At 71.0% G+C, this 17,607-nt stretch carries 16 protein-coding genes; 8 read left to right on the top strand and 8 right to left on the bottom strand.

The annotated features are described in order from the left end of the window. Window positions 1-17: 17 nt before the first annotated feature. The 3 genes from V5O40_RS18065 to V5O40_RS18055 are packed head-to-tail and all read right to left on the bottom strand — an operon-like array spanning window position 18 to window position 3,539. Entirely contained in the window at window positions 18-1,349 is a 1,332-nt protein-coding gene (locus V5O40_RS18065; RefSeq protein ID WP_332906550.1) for an FAD-dependent oxidoreductase, read from the bottom strand. Then, complete coding sequence (gene kynU, locus V5O40_RS18060; protein WP_332906549.1) at window positions 1,346-2,629, bottom strand: kynureninase; 1,284 nt, start codon at window positions 2,627-2,629, stop codon at window positions 1,346-1,348. The genes V5O40_RS18065 and kynU overlap by 4 nt, the downstream gene beginning before the upstream one ends. 16 nt (window positions 2,630-2,645) lie before the next feature. Further along, window positions 2,646-3,539, bottom strand: coding sequence for a tryptophan 2,3-dioxygenase (locus V5O40_RS18055; RefSeq protein WP_332906548.1), 894 nt, complete (start codon window positions 3,537-3,539; stop codon window positions 2,646-2,648). A gap of 148 nt (window positions 3,540-3,687) precedes the next feature. On the opposite strand from V5O40_RS18055, the gene V5O40_RS18050 reads away from it, so the two are divergent. The 3 genes from V5O40_RS18050 to V5O40_RS18040 all read left to right on the top strand — a co-directional run bounded on the left by V5O40_RS18050 (window position 3,688) and on the right by V5O40_RS18040 (window position 5,632). Beyond that, on the top strand, window positions 3,688-4,167 hold the full coding sequence (locus V5O40_RS18050) for an Lrp/AsnC family transcriptional regulator (protein ID WP_332906547.1): 480 nt from the start codon (window positions 3,688-3,690) through the stop codon (window positions 4,165-4,167). 73 nt (window positions 4,168-4,240) lie between these two features. After that, window positions 4,241-4,786, top strand: a complete 546-nt coding sequence (locus V5O40_RS18045) for a hypothetical protein (RefSeq protein WP_332906546.1) — start codon at window positions 4,241-4,243, stop codon at window positions 4,784-4,786. Window positions 4,787-4,798: 12 nt separating this feature from the next. Continuing rightward, window positions 4,799-5,632: a class F sortase gene (locus V5O40_RS18040; RefSeq protein ID WP_332906545.1), complete on the top strand. Its 834-nt coding sequence runs from the start codon at window positions 4,799-4,801 to the stop codon at window positions 5,630-5,632. A gap of 47 nt (window positions 5,633-5,679) precedes the next feature. Here the strand turns inward: V5O40_RS18040 and V5O40_RS18035 are convergent, their stop codons facing one another. Further along, entirely contained in the window at window positions 5,680-6,186 is a 507-nt protein-coding gene (locus V5O40_RS18035; RefSeq protein ID WP_332906544.1) for an HNH endonuclease, read from the bottom strand. 251 nt (window positions 6,187-6,437) lie between these two features. On the opposite strand from V5O40_RS18035, the gene V5O40_RS18030 reads away from it, so the two are divergent. From V5O40_RS18030 to V5O40_RS18020, 3 genes are all read left to right on the top strand, one after another. Next, window positions 6,438-7,490, top strand: a complete 1,053-nt coding sequence (locus V5O40_RS18030) for a mechanosensitive ion channel family protein (RefSeq protein ID WP_332906543.1) — start codon at window positions 6,438-6,440, stop codon at window positions 7,488-7,490. Between the two features lie 223 nt (window positions 7,491-7,713). Then, window positions 7,714-9,093, top strand: a complete 1,380-nt coding sequence (locus tag V5O40_RS18025) for an MFS transporter (protein WP_332906542.1) — start codon at window positions 7,714-7,716, stop codon at window positions 9,091-9,093. Window positions 9,094-9,156: 63 nt separating this feature from the next. Continuing rightward, entirely contained in the window at window positions 9,157-9,585 is a 429-nt protein-coding gene (locus V5O40_RS18020; RefSeq protein ID WP_332906541.1) for a globin, read from the top strand. Between the two features lie 42 nt (window positions 9,586-9,627). Here the strand turns inward: V5O40_RS18020 and V5O40_RS18015 are convergent, their stop codons facing one another. The 4 genes from V5O40_RS18015 to ettA all read right to left on the bottom strand — a co-directional run bounded on the left by V5O40_RS18015 (window position 9,628) and on the right by ettA (window position 13,154). Continuing rightward, window positions 9,628-10,212 carry a type III secretion system chaperone family protein gene (locus tag V5O40_RS18015; RefSeq protein WP_164447459.1) on the bottom strand — a complete coding sequence of 195 codons (585 nt, stop codon included), beginning with the start codon at window positions 10,210-10,212 and terminating at the stop codon, window positions 9,628-9,630. Between the two features lie 130 nt (window positions 10,213-10,342). Beyond that, window positions 10,343-11,023 carry a hypothetical protein gene (locus V5O40_RS18010; protein WP_332906540.1) on the bottom strand — a complete coding sequence of 227 codons (681 nt, stop codon included), beginning with the start codon at window positions 11,021-11,023 and terminating at the stop codon, window positions 10,343-10,345. Next, entirely contained in the window at window positions 11,020-11,463 is a 444-nt protein-coding gene (locus V5O40_RS18005) for an acyl-CoA thioesterase (RefSeq protein ID WP_332906539.1), read from the bottom strand. Before V5O40_RS18005 ends, V5O40_RS18010 begins: the two co-directional genes overlap by 4 nt. Before the next feature lie 14 nt (window positions 11,464-11,477). After that, entirely contained in the window at window positions 11,478-13,154 is a 1,677-nt protein-coding gene (gene ettA, locus V5O40_RS18000) for an energy-dependent translational throttle protein EttA (protein ID WP_332906538.1), read from the bottom strand. 342 nt (window positions 13,155-13,496) lie between these two features. On the opposite strand from ettA, the gene V5O40_RS17995 reads away from it, so the two are divergent. Continuing rightward, a complete protein-coding gene (locus V5O40_RS17995; protein WP_119579773.1) occupies window positions 13,497-14,897 on the top strand; it encodes an alpha,alpha-trehalose-phosphate synthase (UDP-forming) in 1,401 nt (466 codons plus the stop codon). A gap of 41 nt (window positions 14,898-14,938) precedes the next feature. After that, on the top strand, window positions 14,939-17,500 hold the full coding sequence (gene otsB, locus V5O40_RS17990) for a trehalose-phosphatase (protein WP_332906581.1): 2,562 nt from the start codon (window positions 14,939-14,941) through the stop codon (window positions 17,498-17,500). The last annotated feature ends 107 nt before the right edge of the window (window positions 17,501-17,607 follow it).

Genomic DNA, 17,607 nt, shown 5'->3' with positions numbered 1-17,607 from the left:
CCGGGGATCCCAGAGCGTCATCCGCGCCTCCTCAACCCGAACGCCACCGCCGCGCCGACCACCGCCGCCAGGCCGGCCGCCGCCAGGCCGACCACCTGGTACTGCCGGCGGACCCGACGGCGCACCTGCGCGTACGGCACGGTGGAGAAGGACACCAGCTCGTACTGGGAGACGTACCGACCGGGCAACGCCCGCTCCAGGGCGTGCTCGACCTGCTTGCGGGCCCGGAAGACCGGGGAGGCGACCTTGTCGCGCATCTCCACGAAGTTGGCCAGCGCCATCCGGGCGATCGCCTCGGCGTTGTCCTGCCGGCGGTGCTGGAACAGCGGCAGCGCCGCAGCCCAGTCCCCGGCACACTCGTCGAGGCAGCGGTCCAGCTCCACCACGTCCTCGAAGGCGCAGTTCGCGCCCTGGCCGTAGAACGGCACGATGGCGTGCGCCGCGTCGCCGAGCAGGGCGACCCGGCCGTCGACCTGCCACGGGTCGCACCGCACCGTGCCGAGCACGCCGACCGGGTTGTGCTGGTAGTCGTCGACCAGGTTCGGGGCGATCGGCGGCAGGTCCGGATAGTGTTGCGCGAAGTGCCGCTCGATCGCCGCCGGGCTGCCCAGCGAGGCGAAGCTCGCGGTGCCGTGGGTGGGCCAGAAGAGGGTGCAGGTGAACGAGCGGTCCGGGTTGGGCAGCGCGATCATCATCGAGGTGCCGCGCGGCCAGATGTGCAGCGCACCCGGGTCGAGGGCGAAGTCGCCGTCCAGCGGCGGGATCGTCAGTTCCTTGTAGCCGTAGTCGAGGAAGTCGACGCTCTCGGTGACCAGGCCGTGGGCGAGCAGCTGCCCGCGTACCGCCGAGCCGGCACCGTCGGTGCCGAGCACCACCCGCGCGCCCTCGGTCACCGTGCCCTGCGGGGTCTGGAAGGTCATCGTGCCGGTCGCCGGGTCGAGCCCGACCAGCCGGTGCTCGAAGGCGATCCGCACCCCCGGCAGCTTGGCGGCGGCCGCCAGCAGGGCGTTGTTCAACGCACCCCGGCTGATCGAGTTGATCGCCCGATCGCCGGAGACGCTGTACGACTGGAATCCGGTCGGCCCGTCGACCGGATGGATCATCCGGCCCCGCATCGGCAGGGCGTCCGTCATCACCTGCTCGGCCAGTCCGATGCGACGCAGCGCGTCGAGCCCTCGTTCGGAGAGCGCCAGGTTGATCGACCGGCCCCGCTCGGGGGTGCCGCCGCGCGGGTCCGGGCGTCGCTCGTAGAGCGCCACCGGATGGCCCCGGCGGGCCAGGAAGCAGGCCAGCAGGCAGCCGGCCAGCCCGGCGCCCACCACCGCGATCTCGTCGCCCTCTCCGGTCACCGGGCCACCCCCGAAACCGTCGCGCGCAACGCCTCGGCGACCCGCCAGCAGTCGTGGTACGTCGAGTACAGCGGCACCGGGGCGAACCTGACCACGTCCGGCTCCCGGGCGTCGGCGATCACCCCGTGCTCGTGGCGCAACCGTTCGGTCAGCTCGTTGGCGCTGCCCGTACCGATGCGTACCGAGAGCTGGCACCCGCGCCGGCGCGGCTCACGTGGGGTGATCATCCGCAGCGGCCGGTCGGCGGTGACTTCGTCCAGCAGCCGCTCCAGGTAGCCGGTGAGCCGCAGGCTACGCGCCCGCAGCGCCGGCATGCCGACCGAGTCGAACAGTTCCAGCGAGGTGCGGACCGGCCCCATCGCGAAGATCGGCGGGTTGGAGATCTGCCACGCCTCCACGGTGGCCGGTGGTCGACTGACCGGAGCCATCTGGAAGCGGGTCGCCGCCGCCGTGCTCCACCAGCCCTCGAAGCGGGGCAGCGTCGCGTCGCCGTGGTGCCGTTCGTGGACGAAGACCCCGGCCAGCGCGCCAGGCCCCGAGTTGAGGTACTTGTACGAGCACCAGGCGGCGAAGTCGACGTCCCAGTCGTGCAACGACAGCGGCACGTTGCCCGCCGCGTGGGCCAGGTCCCACCCGACGACCGCGCCGGCGGCCCGGGCCGCCGCGGTGATCGCCGGGATGTCCATCAGCTCGCCGGTGAGGTAGTTGACGCCACCGAGCAGGACCAGCGCCACGGTGTGGCCCTCGGTCGCCAGGTACCCGGTGACGTCCTCGGTGCGCAGGGTGTCCTCACCGGGGCGCGGCGTGAGCCGGACGACCGTGGTGTCGGGGTCGAGGCCGTGGAACCGTGCCTGGCTGCGCACCGCGTAGCTGTCCGACGGGAAGGCGCTGTCCTCGATGACGATCCGGGTCCGCTCGCCCGCCGGCCGGTAGAAGCTGACCATCAGCAGGTGCAGGTTGACCGTCAGCGAGTTCATCACCACGGTCTCCGTTGGCAGGGCGCCGACCAGTCGGGCGGCCGGCGCCGTCAGCAGCTCGTGGTACGGCAGCCAGGGCCGTTCCGCCGCCAGATGCCCCTCCACGCCGAGCCGGCGCCAGGCGTCCAGATCGGCCAGGAGTTCGTCGCGGGTGGCCCTCGGTTGCAGGCCGAGCGAGTTGCCCGCCAGGTAGGCGGCCTCCGGATAGCGCCCACCGTCGGCCGGCGGCACGTGGAACAGGTGCCGGTGCCCCGGTTCGGCCGCGTCGAGGCGGAGCGCTTCGGCCTCGGTGTCGTTGCTCATCGTCGTCACAACCGCCTCACATCGCCGTCCGGGCCGACCACAGTTCGGGGAAGACCACCCGGGCCATGCTGCGTTGCAGCCACGCCAGCCCGGCGGAGCCGCCGCTGCCCACCTTGGCACCCATCGTCCGCTGCACCGCCTTGATGTGGTGGTGCCGCCAGTCGCCGAACTGCTCGGCCACCTCGGTCAGCGCCTCGCCGAGCATCCGCAGGTGGTTGTCGGGCCCGGCATCGGCGTAGATCCGCACCCAGGCCGCCTCGACGGCGGGGTGCGCCTCGTGTTCGGTGGCCACGTCCCGCTCCAGCAGGTCCGCAGGCAGGTCGTGACCGTGCCGGGCGAGCAGGGCGACCACCTCGTCCCAGACGCTCGGGGTGGCCAGGGCGTCGGTGAGCTCGGCGTACACCTCGGTCTGCCGCCGGAACGGGCGGATGAGTGCCGGGTCGCGCAGCCCGAGCAGGAACTCCAGGTGGCGATACATCGCCGACTGGAAGCCCGACCCCTCGCCGAGCAGGTTGCGGAAGCGGTTGAAGTCGGCCGGGGTCATCCAGCGCAGTCCCCGCCAGGCGGCGTTGAGCCCTTCCAGGTGCAGCGCGGCGCGGCGCAGCGGCGCCAACGCCTCCCACACCCGGTCGGCGCGCAGCAGCCGGGACGTCTCCCGTAGTTCGTGACAGGTCAGGCCGAAGTACAACTCCATGATCTGGCTGACCATCAGGAACGACATCTCGCCCGGGTCGGCGCTGAGCGGCTGTTGCAGCCGATGCAGCGTACTGGCCTGCACGTACGCGTCGTACGGCACCCGCTCGGCGAACTCCAGGGTCGGTTCGCCGCCGTTGCGGGCGGCGCGCGCCACCCGCTGCCGTGCGGTGACCGGACGCACCTCCGTCCGGGGCCGCAGCTCCGTCTGCTCCATGCGTCCGCTCCTCCCGGCTCGCCCGTCCAGTCATGATCTCCCGTGCGGTTGGCCAGATGGAATGCCTGTTCAACGGCGCTTTCGGTGGTCGACCTAAGGAACGGAAGCCGCTCGCCGCCATTGACCTGCCGGACGTAAGGTCGCGGGCATGGACGAGATGGACTGGGCCCTGCTCCGCGAGTTGCAGGCCGACGCGCGGTTGTCCTTCAGCGAGTTGTCCCGGCGGGTGCACCTGTCCCCACCGGCGGTCGCCGAGCGGGTCCGCCGGTTGGAGGAGACCGGCGTGATCAGCGGGTACCACGCCCACGTCGACCTGGCCCGGGCCGGTCGCACCGTGGTCGCGCTGATCCGGATGTCCTGTTACGGCGCCCGGTGCATCCTGCACGATCCGGAGGTCGCGCGGTGGCCGGAGATCCTGGAGATCCACCGGATCACCGGGGACGCGTGCAGCGTGTTGAAGGTCGCGGCCGGCTCGATCGGAGACTTCGAGGCGGTCATCGACCGTCTCGCCCCCTACGGCCAGCCGTCGAGCACCATGGTGCTCTCCACTCCGCTCGCCTGGCAGCCGGTCACCGCTACGGAGGGCCCCCCTGCTGACAGCCGTCCCCGTCGCCGGGAGCCGGGTTAGCCACCGGAGCAGGGGGAAAGCCACGCGGGTCGCCCCAGCAGGAACCGGTACGCCGGTGCCGGGAGGGAGGATCATGCGAGGTCTGCGACCGTACGGAGGCGTCCAGCACGCCCCGTCGACCATCGCCCGACTGTTCGGGGCGTTCGTCCTGATCGCGGCGTTCGCCCTGGCCGGGCTGCTCCTGCCCGGCACCGCGCCCGCCAGAGCTGGTGAGAACACCTTCGTCGAGGTGACGCCGAACAGTGTCCAGGCCGGCTCCCGGGTGAACATCCGGGCCAGTTGCGACAACGCCAACGACCGCCAGGCCGAGGTGACCTCGGACGCGTTCGACCGGGTGTACCTCCGGCCGGACAACGGCTTCCTCACCGGCTGGGTCACCGTGCCCGGCAACAAGGCGGCCGGCGACTATCCGGTGCACCTGCGCTGCGACAACGGCCGGACCGCCAGCACCACCCTGACCGTGCTGAACATGGACCAGCCCACCAAGGGGCCGGCGACCGGTGGTGGCGGTACGGCCGACCGGGGCACCGGGTCGATGCTGCTGCTCGGTGGCGTCGCCACGGTGACCGCGGCGGTGGTCTTCGGCCTGTTCAGCAGCCGGCGCCGGGCCGGTTCCTGACCCACCGTCACCATGGCGGGCTTCCGCGTACCCGCGCCGGAACCGGGCCCCGGTCCACGCCGTGCCGACCGTCGGGGCCGACGTGCCTGGCGGCGAACGGTCGCCGCGGCCGGCCGGCTGGTCCGGGTCGCCGCGCAGGCCGGTTCGGCGAGCGTCGCCACGCCCGATCCCGCGGCCGCGCCGCTACCGCCCAGGCGACGCCCGGCCCGGGCGGTGGGAACGAGACGTTCCGGTCACTCCGGTCCGGGACTACCGGTACTGGTGATCGGCTCGCTGATGCTGCTGATCATCGCGATGCTCGGCGTCGAGCGGATGACCGGGTTGAGCGTGCTACCGGACCGGTTCATCGCCGGGCTGGCACCGCCGCCCAGGAAGTTTCCGCTGCTGGCGGCGAGCGAGCCGGTCGGTATCGAGATCAACAAGATCGACCTGGCCGCCCCGGTGCACAACGTGGGCATCGCACCCGACGGCAGCATCGCCGCGCCGCCGGCCGAGCGGGCCCAGGAGGCCGGCTGGTACGACCAGGGGCCCACCCCCGGCCAGTACGGCCCGGCCGTCATCGTGGGGCACGTCGACACCACCACCGGACCCGCGGTCTTCCACCAGCTGCCCCAGTTGCGCGCCGGCGACCGGGTCGAGGTCGCCCGCTCGGACGGCTCGGTGGCGATCTTCGAGGTCGACCGGGTCGACCGGTTCGACAAGGAACAACTACCCACGGACGACGTCTTCGGCGACTTCAGCCGTCCGCAGCTTCGGTTGATCACCTGCGGCGGACGCTGGGTGGGTGGGCAGACGGGGTACGCGGACAACGTGGTGGTCTTCGCTTCGCTTGTCGAGGCCCGGTAGGGCTCGCTGTGGGGGGTTTTCGGGGGAGCCCGACCCGCTCCGGGCGGTCAGGCTTGATCCCTGCGCGGGTCGGGGGCGCGATGGCCGAGCACGCGCCAGGCGATCCCCTTCGGGGCGGTCGGCAACGAGTGCAGTCGCCAGCCCAGCTCGGCCGGGGTCTTGTCGCCCTTCGTGTGGTTGCACCTGGCGCAGGCGGCGACCACGTTCTCCCAGGCGTGCCGGCCGCCGCGGCTGCGGGGGAAGACGTGGTCGATGGTCTCCGCCGGCCCACGGCAGTAGGCGCACCGCCAGCCGTCCCGGGCGAAGATCGCCCGCCGGGACAGGCCCACGTGGGTGCGGTAGGGCACCCGGACGAACCGGGTGAGCCGGACGACCGAGGGCACCGGCAGCGCACTGCGGGCACTGTGCAGGATGCCCTCACCGTCGGCGACACAGACCGCCTTGGCCGAGAGCACGAGAATCGCGGCCCGACGTACCGACACGACACACAGCGGCTCGTAGGTGGCGTTGAGGACCAGCGCGCCGGAGCCCACCGTGGGTCGTATGTCAGGCATCGCGTCACCCTTCCGGTCAAACGGCTTACCACTCGCCACCGCCGACCGGCGTCGGGCACAGCCCCACACCACGTCGACGCCGGCCGGATCACCGACGTCCGCTGCGCCAATCGTCCCTGATCGGACCCGGGAATGCACGTACTAATCCTGGGTAGCGCCGGTGCTTTCCCTCCGCCCCGCCCGACCGGCCGGGCGTCACCGACCGGTGGGTCGACGGCGGGGCCGCCCGTCGGTTGCGGTACGAAAACAGGGTGACCGTCAGCAGCCTCAGCCCCACCCCCGCCCCGTCCCGCCCGGAGCCGGTCGACACGCCAAGCCCGGAGTGCCTGGACGAGACGCTGTGCAAGATCGTCTTTAACTGGACCGACTCGGTGTGGTTCGCCGAGGGCAGCTTCTGGATCCTGGTCAAGCCACTACGGATCATCATGATCCTGCTGCTGGCGTTGGCCGCCCGGTGGCTGGTGCACCGCACGATCCGCCGCCTGGTCCGCACCACCAGCGACGCCGAGGTGCCGACCATGCTCCGCCCGCTGCGCGAGCGCATCCCGACCGCCGCCACCGAGCCGGGCGAGTTCGTCCCGGAGCGTCGCCGGCAGCGCGCCGAGGCGATCGGCTCGGTGCTGCGGAGCCTGACCACCGCGTTCATCTTCGGCATCGCCCTACTGATGGTGCTCAAGGAGTTCAGCTTCGACCTGGCGCCGCTGCTCGCCAGCGCGGGCATTGCCGGCGTCGCGCTCGGCTTCGGCGCGCAGAGCCTGGTCAAGGACCTGATCGCCGGGTTGTTCATGCTGATCGAGGATCAGTACGGGGTGGGCGACAACGTCGATCTCGGCGAGGCCTCCGGCGTGGTCGAGGCGGTCGGACTGCGGGTCACCACCGTCCGGGACGCCCGAGGGGTGCTCTGGTACATCCGCAACGGCGAGATCGTCCGGGTAGGCAACAAGAGCCAGGGGTGGGCATTGGTGGTGGTCGACCTGCCGATCGGTTTCGCCGGTACCGAGGAGGCGACGGCCGTGCTGCGTACCGCCGCCGCCTCGATCGCGGTGGACCCGGAGCTGGCCCCGTCGATCGTCGAGCCGCCGGAGGTGCTGGGCGTCGAGCAGGTCACGGTGGAGGGCACGGTGATCCGTACGGTGGTGAAGACCACCGCCGACGGACAGTTCGGGGTGGGCCGCGAGCTGCGTCGTCGACTTGCCGAGGCGCTGGAGAACTCCGGTATCACCGCGAGGATCGCGGCAGGCCGGCTCTACCCCGGGCTACCTACTCGAACGGACTCCGAGACCGGTCAGGGCGGTGCCACCTGAGCCGACCGGCGGGGGTCGCGGCCGAGCGACCCCCTCGGGTATCGTCCGTTCGTTCAGTCGGAGATGCGACCAACCAACCGTTCGCCCTAGCCAGTTGTCAGACGATCGGGCAGAATCCGGTGCACACGCTTACCGAGCGGTGTCACGTCCTCGCTGATCTGCAGACCTGACGATGGTCCCGGGCCGCCATCACGAGTGGCCAGACACCGGGACGATGGAGGCGATGGTGTCCGACGAGCGACCTTCTCCGGAAGGGCCGGCCACCTTCCGGGAGGTTTTCGCCCAGCGTGAGTATCGGGCCGTCTTCGCGGCCAACACGCTGACCTGGGTCGGTGACTACGTCGCCCGCGCGGCCGTCACCCTCCTGGTCTATCGGGAAACCGAGTCCGTGGCGCTGTCGGCGGCCGCCTTCGCGGTGAGCTACCTGCCCTGGCTGGTCGGCGGCCCGTTGTTGGCCACGATCGCCGAGCGGCACCGGTTCCGTCAGGTGATGGTGATCTGCGACCTCATCCGGATGGCGCTGATGCTGCTCGTCGCCGTCCCGGGGATGCCGGTGCCGGTGATCCTGGCGCTACTGTTCGCGACCACGCTGGCGAATCCACCGAGTCAGGCCGCACGGTCGGCACTGCTGCCGTTGATCCTGCCCGGGGACCGGCTCGTCGTCGGGTTGTCCGTCAACAGCAGCGTGGGACAGGCCGCCCAGGTGGTCGGCTACCTGCTCGGCGCCGCCGTCGCGACGGTCAACCCCACCGCCGCACTGCTGATGAACGCGGGTGCGTTCGCACTGTCGGCGGTGCTCGTCCGACTCGGGGTGCGCGACCGGCCACCGGCGATGACCAGCGCTCACCGTAGTCACCTGCTCCGGGAGACCGCCGCCGGCTTCCAGATGGTCTTCCAGACACCGGTGCTGCGCGCGATCGCCGTCCTGGTCTTCAGCGCCATGCTCTTCTCCATCGTGCCCGAGGGACTGGCCGCCGCCTGGGCCAACGAACACGCCGGGGAGAACATGGACCCGGGGCTGGCGCAGGCGGTGATCATGGCCGCCACCCCGACCGGCTTCATCCTCGGCGGGCTGATCATCGGCCGGACCGTCGCACCGGCCCGCCGGCTGCTCCTGCTCCGGCCACTGGCCGTGATCGCCCCACTGGCGCTGGTGCCCGCACTGCTGGACCCGCCGCCGGTGGTGGTGGCACTGCTCGCCGCCGTCAGCGGGTTCGCGGTGGCCGGACTGCTCCCGACGGCGAACGGGCTCTTCGTCCAGGCACTCCCGGACGGCTTCCGAGCCCGGGCGTTCGGTGTCATGGCGACCGGCGTGCAGGTCATCCAGGGTGCGGCCGTACTGGTCACCGGGTTGCTCGCCGAGCGGTTTCCGATTCCGCTCGTGGTGGGCCTGTGGAGCATCGCCGGGGTGATGTTGATGTCGCTCGTCGTCCTGCGCTGGCCCGACGAGCGGACCGTGGCCGCCTCCGTCGAGATCGCCCGGGCCGCCTCCACCGCGACCGACGGGACCATCGGTCCCGCCCGCGGGTCGCAGGACGGTTCCTCCGACGAATCCGGTCCGGGGCACGTGGGGCCGGGCCGGCCCCGGCACGCGGTGCCCTGAGCCACCCTCGTTCACCCGGTGCCGGCCGGGCGGGCGCCGGGGCGGGCCTGGCAGGATGGAACGGTGAATCCCGCAGGTGAGTCCGAAGGCCACGGCGAGGCGGTCACCTTCTTCGACGCCGTCGGCGGTGAGCCCACGTTCCGCAGGCTGGTCGAGGAGTTCTACGCCGGCATCGCCGCCGATCCGCTGCTGCGCCCGATGTATCCGGAGGAGGATCTGGGCCCGGCCGCCGACCGGATGCGGCTGTTTCTCATGCAGTACTGGGGTGGCCCGAACACCTACTCGACACAGCGGGGCCATCCCCGGCTGCGGATGCGCCACGCCCCGTTCCGGATCGGTGCCGCCGAACGCGACGCCTGGCTGGGTCACATGCGCCGGGCGGTCGACCACCTCGACCTGCCTCCGGCGCTCGCCACGGAACTGTGGAACTACCTGGAGCGGTCGGCGTACTTCATGGTCAACGACATGTCGGACCCGGCGGCACACGGCTGACCGCCGTCCCACCACCCGACGGGGCTGATGACGCCGCCCCGGTCAGAGCAGGGCGCCCTCGTCGTGCAGCCAGTCGACGAAGCTGGTGGCCACCGCGGCACCGCAGTCGAGCAACTCGACCAGCAGCGCGTCGTGGGCACCGGCCGCGAGCGGCACCTGCAACTCGGCGTAGATCGGCAACTGCCCACGTTCGGTGGGATCACCCACGTACGCCTTGCAGAAGCGTCTGGTGTGATTCCACTCGTTGACCACCCGGTAGGCGCGGTCCGCCCAGTCCGGCGGCACGGTCGCGTGCGGCCGGGCCCGCAGCACGAGGATCTCGTCCTCCGGCCCCTCCAGGGTGACCAGCACCGCGTGCCGCTCCCACATGGCCAGCAGGTTGCCGTCGCCGTCGGCCAGGTAACGCACGTCGAGCAGGTCCAGCGCGTCGCAGATCCGGCGCAGGGTGACCTGTTCGACGGTGGCTGGCATGTCGGCGATCAACGGACGCTCCGCAGCCGGGCAGTCGTCGCCCGGTTGGCGGGGCGCCGGCGGGCCGACCCGGACGGTACCTTCCACCATGATCCTGCTTCGAGTTTCCGGGTCACCGCCACTGGCGGGACCTGGACGCCATGACCACCACGGCATCGCTCGCGCACCTCACTCCCCAGCGGATCCGGTCGCCTACAGTGGGTGGATCCGAGGATGGACGGTACCCGGACAGCCGGAACGAAGCACCCCCCCAACGCCAGCACCAAACCGGAAGGATGGGTAGCGGTCAGCCGTTCGGATGAGTCGCGGATGGCCGTACGGCAAGATCCGTGGCCTTCTGCGACCAGATGGCTCCGTACGGTCCCACCAGTCCGACCCATCGGCCAGCCGCCCGCACCTGCACGCCGTCGGCGTCTGACGAGTCCTCCGAGGCGGCGAGGAAACCCATGCGAACCAGACCCTGCACCATCCGCTGAGTCACCTCCACCGGACGGTCAGGCTCGTCGTCGGGGGTGACCACCACCGCCACGTGGTCCAGCAGGGCGTCGCGCAGCACCCGCTGCCCCACCGCCCGCCCACCGACGCCGTGCTCGGCCGCCGCGCGCAGGGTGCCCGCCGCCGCCTCGGCCAGCCGGCGCAGTTCCCCGCCCGGCAGCGTCTCGACCCGACGACTGACGGCCGGCGGCAGGGCCCACCGCCACTGGGCGTCGTGCCGGGCCGGCAGGTCCGCGCCGCCGGCCGCGAGTTCGGCGAGCAACTGCCCGGCGGCGACGGTCACGTCACCAGGGCACGCCCCGGCCACCGTGCGCACGGCCAGCACCTCCCACGGCAGCCGCGCCCAGAGGGCGGTACGCGCGCCGGCAGCGGCCGGCCTCAGCCGAACCAGGGCGGCGCGCTCCAACCGGACCAGCCGGGCCAGGAACGCCCCCGCGTCGGCGCTGTCGACGATGCCGTGTCCGACACTCATGACACCGCCTGCGCCGCGTAGCCGAGCAGGAACGTCCGCTCCGGCTCAGTCAACCGCCGGGGTACCTGCTGGGCCAGGTCGAACGGCACCAGCACCGAGCGGGCCCGACTGATGAGCAGCTCGCCGTCGTACATCTCGTAGCCGACGGTGAACGAAGCGGCCCGCAGCTGCTCCACCCACAGCTCGATCCGGACGGTGGGCGCGGTCTCGACGGTGGCCCGGTCGAGGGCGTAGTCCACCGGCCGCAGGTAGTCGACCTCGTGCCGGCGGATCACCACGCCCTCGGCGAACGAGTCCACCCCGTACGCCCGGGCACCGACGAACATCAACGCCACCCGGGCCTCCTCGTACAGGGTGAGGAAGCGGGCGTTGTTGACGTGGCCGTACGCGTCCAGGTCGGACCAGCGCAGCGTGCAGCGGTAGACGAACCGGTCAGCCACGACGGATCGCCCGATCAGTCCCGGGTCAGCTTGCGGTACGTCACCCGGTGCGGACGGGCCGCCTCGGCGCCGAGCCGGTCGACCTTGTTCTTCTCGTACGCCTCGAAGTTGCCCTCGAACCAGAACCACTTCGCCGGGTCCTCGTCGTCGCCCTCCCAGGCCAGGATGTGCGTGGCGACCCGGTCCAGGAACATCCGGTCGTGGGAGATCACCACGGCGCAGCCGGGAAACTCCAGCAACGCGTTCTCCAGGCTGGACAGGGTCTCCACATCCAGGTCGTTGGTCGGCTCGTCCAGCAGGATGACGTTGCCGCCGATCTTCAGCGTCAGCGCCAGGTTGAGCCGGTTGCGCTCGCCGCCGGAGAGCACCTTCGTCGGCTTCTGCTGGTCGGGGCCCTTGAAGCCGAACGCCGCGATGTAGGCCCGCGAGGGCATCTCGACCTTGCCCACCATGAGGTGGTCCAGCCCGTCCGAGACGACCTCCCAGACGGTCTTGTCACCGTCGAGGCCCTGCCGGTTCTGGTCGACGTAGGACAGTGACACCGTCTCGCCGACGCGGACCGAGCCGCCGGTCGGCTCCTCCAGCCCGACGATGGCCTTGAACAGGGTGGTCTTGCCGACGCCGTTCGGCCCGATGATGCCGACGATGCCGTTACGGGGCAGCGAGAAGGAGAGGTTGTCGATCAGCAGCCGGTCGCCGAAGCCCTTGGTCAGGCCGTTCGCCTCGATGACCGTGTTGCCCAGGCGCGGGCCCGGCGGAATCTGGATCTCCTCGAAGTCCAGCTTGCGGGTCTTCTCCGCCTCAGCGGCCATCTCGTCGTACCGGTCGAGACGGGCCTTGGACTTGGTCTGCCGAGCCTTGGCGTTCGAGCGCACCCAGTCCAGTTCGTCGGCCAGGCGCTTCTTCATCTTGGCGTCGCGGCGACCCTCGACCGCCAGCCGGGCGGCCTTCTTCTCCAGGTAGGTGGAGTAGTTGCCCTCGTACGGGTAGGCCCGGCCGCGGTCCAGCTCCAGGATCCAGTTGGCCACGTTGTCCAGGAAGTAGCGGTCGTGGGTGATGGCGACGACCGTGCCGGCGTACTTGGCCAGGTGCTGCTCCAGCCACTGCACGCTCTCGGCGTCCAGGTGGTTGGTGGGCTCGTCGAGCAGCAGCAGGTCGGGCGCCTCCAGCAGCAGCTTGCACAGCGCGACCCGGCGGCGCTCACCACCGGAGAGCTGGGTCACGTCGGCGTCCGGCGGCGGGCACCGCAGCGCGTCCATGGCGAGTTCGAGCTTGGAGTCGATGTCCCAGGCGTCGGCGTGGTCCAGCTCCTCCTGGAGCCGGCCCATCTCCTCCATCAGCTCGTCGGAGTAGTCGGTGGCCATCTGCTCGGCGATCTTGTTGAACCGCTCCAGCTTGACCTTCGTCTCCGCCACCGCCTCCTCGACGTTGCCGAGCACGGTCTTGGCGTCGTTGAGCGGCGGCTCCTGCGCGAGCATTCCCACGGTGAAGCCGGGCATCAGCCGGGCCTCGCCGTTGCTCGGCTGGTCCCAGCCCGCCATGATCTTGAGGAGGCTGGACTTACCGGCGCCGTTCGGACCGACCACCCCGATCTTGGCGCCCGGCAGGAAGTTCAGCGTCACGTTGTCGAGCACGACCTTGTCGCCGTGCGCCTTGCGCGCCTTGTCCAGGACGTAGATGAACTGGGCCACGGTGCGGGCTCCTCCGTCGCTGTCGATCGCCGATTTCGCGTGCCACGGGCGCGGGCCGGGGCCGCCGCCCGCCGTCGTCGGCCGGCAGTCGGCCGCACGCACGCCGTCGTCAATCCTGACAGGTACGCCGGACCGCGCCCACATCGCCCCGCCAGACGGTGTCCGGCGGGTCCGGCCAGCGCCCCGACCACCGGCGGCGGGAGCGCACCTGTAAACATGATCACGTCCAGGGTTCGCCGAGTTCGGCACGGGTAGGTGAGTCCGGCACAGGGGAACAGACACCGCAGCTACGCTCAGTACGCTCATCGCGGTGGACCCGTCAGCACCCGGAGGTGGCCGATCGTGACCGTCCGTAGCTCCTTTGTCGTAGTGGCGAACCGACTGCCGGTCGACGAGGTGAGCACACCCGAGGGACGGCAGTGGCGACGCAGCCCCGGCGGGCTGGTCACCGCGCTGCATCCCGTTCTCGCCGAGCACCAGGGCACCTGGGTCGGCTGGGCAGGCGGCACCGGCGCGGCCCCAGAGCCGTTCGACCTGGAGGGCATCCGGCTGCATCCGGTGCCACTGAGCGCCGAGGAGCTGGAGCGCTACTACGAGGGGCAGTCCAACGCCACGATCTGGCCGCTCTACCACGACGCCGTCGAGACACCCGCCTACAAGCGCCGCTGGCGCGAGGCGTACCGCCTGGTCAACGCCCGGTTCGCGGAGGCCGCGGCGGAGGTCGCCGCCGAGGGGGCCACGGTCTGGGTCCAGGACTACCAGCTTCAACTGGTGCCGGCGATGCTCCGGGAGTTGCGCCCCGACCTGCGGATCGGCTTCTTCCTGCACATCCCGTTCCCGCCGATCGAGCTGTTCATGCAGATGCCGTTCCGCACCGAGATCCTGCGCGGCCTGCTCGGCGCCGACCTGGTCGGGTTCCAGCAGCGGCTCGCCGCGCAGAACTTCGTCCGGCTCGCCCGGCACCTGTTGGGGCTGCGGTACGAGGGCCAGATGATCCAGGTGGACGGCCGTCAGGTCAAGGCCGGCGCGTTCCCCATCTCCATCGACACCAAGGAGATGGAACGGTTGGCCGCCGACCCGGCGATCCAGGCGCGGGCCAAGGAGATCCGCGAGGAGCTGGGCAATCCTCGGACGATCATCCTCGGCGTCGACCGGCTCGACTACACCAAGGGCATCGAACTGCGCCTCAAGGCGTTCCGCGAGTTGCTGGCTGACGGAAAGTTGACAGTCCCCGACGCGGTTATGGTGCAGGTTGCCACGCCGAGCCGCGAGCGGGTGGAGCACTACCAGGCACTTCGCGTCAAGGTTGAGCGCGAGGTTGGTCGGATTAATGGCGAATTCGGCCGGGTTGGCGTGCCGGCGGTGCATTATCTGCATCAGTCGTACAGTCGGACCGAACTGGCTGCGATGTACGCCGCCGCCGACGTGATGATGGTCACTCCGCTGCGAGACGGAATGAACCTGGTGGCCAAGGAGTACGTCGCATCAAGGGCGGACCACGGGGGCGCACTCGTACTCAGTGAGTTCGCCGGCGCCGCCACCGAGCTGCGTCAGGCGTTCCTGTGCAACCCGCACGACCCAGACGCGGTCAAGGACGCTCTGCTACGGGCCGTGCATGTGGAGAAGCCGGAGGCTCGTCGCCGTATGCGGACAATGCAACGCCATCTGCGCACCCACGATGTGGGGCACTGGGCGAAGTCCTTCCTCACCGAACTCGGTGTGCCCGACATGGAGGCAGCGTGAACGCGGCGTCCAACGAGAACAGCACTTCCGTCGCGGGCCCGATGGACCCGGAACTGCGCTCCGCCATCGGGCGCATCGCCCGGGTACCCCAGCTCCTGGTCGCCTGCGACTACGACGGCACGCTCGCGCCGATCGTGGAAGATCCCAGCAAGGCCGTACCGCTGCCGGAGTCGGTGGCGGCGGTGCGGGCCCTGGCGGCGCTGCCGCAGACCACCGTGGCGGTCGTCTCCGGCCGCGCGCTACGCGACCTGGCCGCCCTCTCCCGGTTGCCGAGCGAGGTCCACCTGGTCGGCAGCCACGGCTCCGAATTCGACATCGGCTTCGTCGAGCGGCTCTCCCCCGAACTGATCGCCGTCCGCACCCGGCTGCGCGACGCCCTGCGGGACATCGCCGCGGCCCACCCCGGTGTCCGGCTGGAACGCAAGCCGGCAAGTGTCGCCGTACACACCCGGGGGGTGGATCCCCAGGTCGCCGCCGCCGCCATCGACGCGGTCCGCAACGGCCCCGCGACCTGGCCGGACGTCACCGTCACCCAGGGCAAGGAGGTCATCGAGATCTCCGTCGTGGCCACCCACAAGGGCACCGCCGTCGACCAGCTGCGCACCCAGCTCTCGGCCAGCGCGGTGCTCTTCATCGGCGACGACGTGACCGACGAGAACGCCTTCGGCAACCTGCACGGCCCGGACGTGGGCATCAAGATCGGCCCGGGTGAGACGAAGGCCGGTTACCGGGTGGCCGAGCCGATCGAGGCCGCCCGGGCGCTGGGGTTGTTGCTGGAGACCCGACGGCACTGGTTGTTCGGTGAACGGGCGGTGCCGATCGAGCGGCACTCGATGCTGGCCAACGGCCGGACGGTGGCACTGCTCACCCCGGACGCCAAGGTCAGTTGGCTGTGCAACCCCAAGCCCGACTCGGCGGCGATCTTCGCGGACCTGGTCGGTGGCAGTCCGGCCGGGCATTTCAGCGTCGCACCGGAGCGGGGCGGCATCCCGCTGGGCCAGCGCTACCGATCGGGCACGATGACCGTGGAGACCCGTTGGTCCGGGCTCACCGTCACCGACTGGCTGGACAAGCCGGACCCCAAGGCCACGCCGGACGGCCCGGCGATCATCTCCGGTGACTCGACCCTGATCCGGGTACTCACCGGCACCGGTCGGGTTCGTCTTGAGTTCGCGCCCCGGCCGGAGTTCGGCCAGGTCGCCGTGCAGCTCCAGCCGCTCGGTGACGGCCTGCTGGTGCTCGGCTCCAACGAACCCGTCGCGCTCTACTCCCCCGGCGTGCAGTGGGAGGTCGGCAACGACGGCGGATACGAAACCGCCAAGGCGGTGGTCGACCTCGCCGCGCTCGGCGGCCAGGTGGTGCTGGAGCTGCGTTTCGGTACGCACAGCCTGGAACACCACCGGCTGCCCATCCACGAGCGGCAGGCCGCCGCCGAGCGCCCCTGGAAGGAGTGGGTGGCCTCGCTGCGGCTGCCGACCACCGCCCGGGACCTGGTCGCGCGCAGCGCGCTGACCCTGCGCGCCCTCTGCCACGAGGCAACCGGCTCGATCCTGGCGGCGGCGACCACCTCGTTGCCCGAGGAACTGGGCGGAGTACGCAACTGGGACTACCGCTACTGCTGGCTGCGAGATGCGGCGATGACCGCCCGGGCCCTGGTCGACCTGGGCTCGATCGCCGAGGCCGAGGCGTTCCTGCGCTGGGTCGACGGCTGTGTGGAGCGCACCGGTGGGCATCCCGAACGGCTGCACCCGCTCTACACGGTCGACGGATTCGAGCTGGGTGCCGAGGCGGTCATCGACACCCTGCCCGGCTACGCCGGGTCCCGCCCGGTACGCGTCGGCAACCTCGCCAACCACCAGCTCCAGCTCGACGTCTTCGGCCCGATCGCTGACCTGATCGCCGCCACCGCCGACGTGCGCGGCTCGGTACGCGCCGAGGAGTGGCGGGTGCTGGAGAACATGGTCGAGGCGGTCCGCCGTCGCTGGCACGAGCCGGATCACGGCATCTGGGAGGCCCGCCTACCACCCCGGCACCACGTCTTCTCGAAGGTCATGTGCTGGATGACCGTCGACCGGGCGCTGCACGTGATGCGTCAGCACGGCGGCGAGGACCGCCCGGAGTGGGTGGAACTGCGCGACCGGATCGGCGCCAACGTGCTGGAGTACGGCTGGCACGAGCACGCCGAGGCGTACAGCGTCGCGTACGGCGACGAGGACATGGACGCCTCGTCCCTGTGGATCGGGATCTCCGGACTGCTGGCCGGTGACGACCCCCGCTTCCTCTCCACCGTGTTGAAGATCGAGGCGGATCTGCGCAGTGGGCCGGTCGTCTACCGCTACCACTGGGACGACGGGCTGCCCGGCCGCGAGGGCGGCTTCCACATCTGCACGGCCTGGCTGATCGAGGCGTACCTGCGCACCGGCCGGCGGACCGACGCCGAGGAGCTGTTCCTGCAGATGATCGACACGGCGGGTCCGACCGGTCTGCTGCCCGAGCAGTACGACCCGCTGGCCGAGCGCGGCCTGGGCAACCACCCGCAGGCGTACAGCCACCTCGGCGTGGTCCGCTGCGCGCTGCTACTCGACAACATGCTCAAGCAGTAACAAATCACCCACACCAAAGCGGCCGGAGACCCCCCGTCTCCGGCCGCCTCCACCCCCACCTCACCCACCTCACCCACCTCACCCCCGGCTGATCCTCGTTGATCATG

This window comes from Micromonospora palythoicola, from assembly GCF_036689795.1.
Classification (GTDB): Bacteria; Actinomycetota; Actinomycetes; order Mycobacteriales; family Micromonosporaceae; genus Micromonospora; species Micromonospora palythoicola.
Note: the sequence above shows the minus strand (reverse complement) of the source record. Positions and strands in the feature narration are given on the sequence as shown.

Excerpts from the sequence above, each read along its gene's own strand:
- V5O40_RS18025 (WP_332906542.1), top strand. The coding sequence starts at position 7,714 with ATGGTGTCCGACGAGCGACCTTCTCCGGAAGGGCCGGCCACCTTCCGG.
- V5O40_RS18010 (WP_332906540.1), bottom strand. The coding sequence starts at position 11,023 with ATGAGTGTCGGACACGGCATCGTCGACAGCGCCGACGCGGGGGCGTTC.
- V5O40_RS18050 (WP_332906547.1), top strand. The coding sequence starts at position 3,688 with ATGGACGAGATGGACTGGGCCCTGCTCCGCGAGTTGCAGGCCGACGCG.
- V5O40_RS18045 (WP_332906546.1), top strand. The coding sequence starts at position 4,241 with ATGCGAGGTCTGCGACCGTACGGAGGCGTCCAGCACGCCCCGTCGACC.
- V5O40_RS18040 (WP_332906545.1), top strand. The coding sequence starts at position 4,799 with ATGGCGGGCTTCCGCGTACCCGCGCCGGAACCGGGCCCCGGTCCACGC.
- otsB (WP_332906581.1), top strand. The coding sequence starts at position 14,939 with ATGGACCCGGAACTGCGCTCCGCCATCGGGCGCATCGCCCGGGTACCC.
- V5O40_RS18035 (WP_332906544.1), bottom strand. The coding sequence starts at position 6,186 with ATGCCTGACATACGACCCACGGTGGGCTCCGGCGCGCTGGTCCTCAAC.
- kynU (WP_332906549.1), bottom strand. The coding sequence starts at position 2,629 with ATGAGCAACGACACCGAGGCCGAAGCGCTCCGCCTCGACGCGGCCGAA.
- V5O40_RS18055 (WP_332906548.1), bottom strand. The coding sequence starts at position 3,539 with ATGGAGCAGACGGAGCTGCGGCCCCGGACGGAGGTGCGTCCGGTCACC.
- V5O40_RS18015 (WP_164447459.1), bottom strand. The coding sequence starts at position 10,212 with ATGCCGTGGTGGTCATGGCGTCCAGGTCCCGCCAGTGGCGGTGACCCG.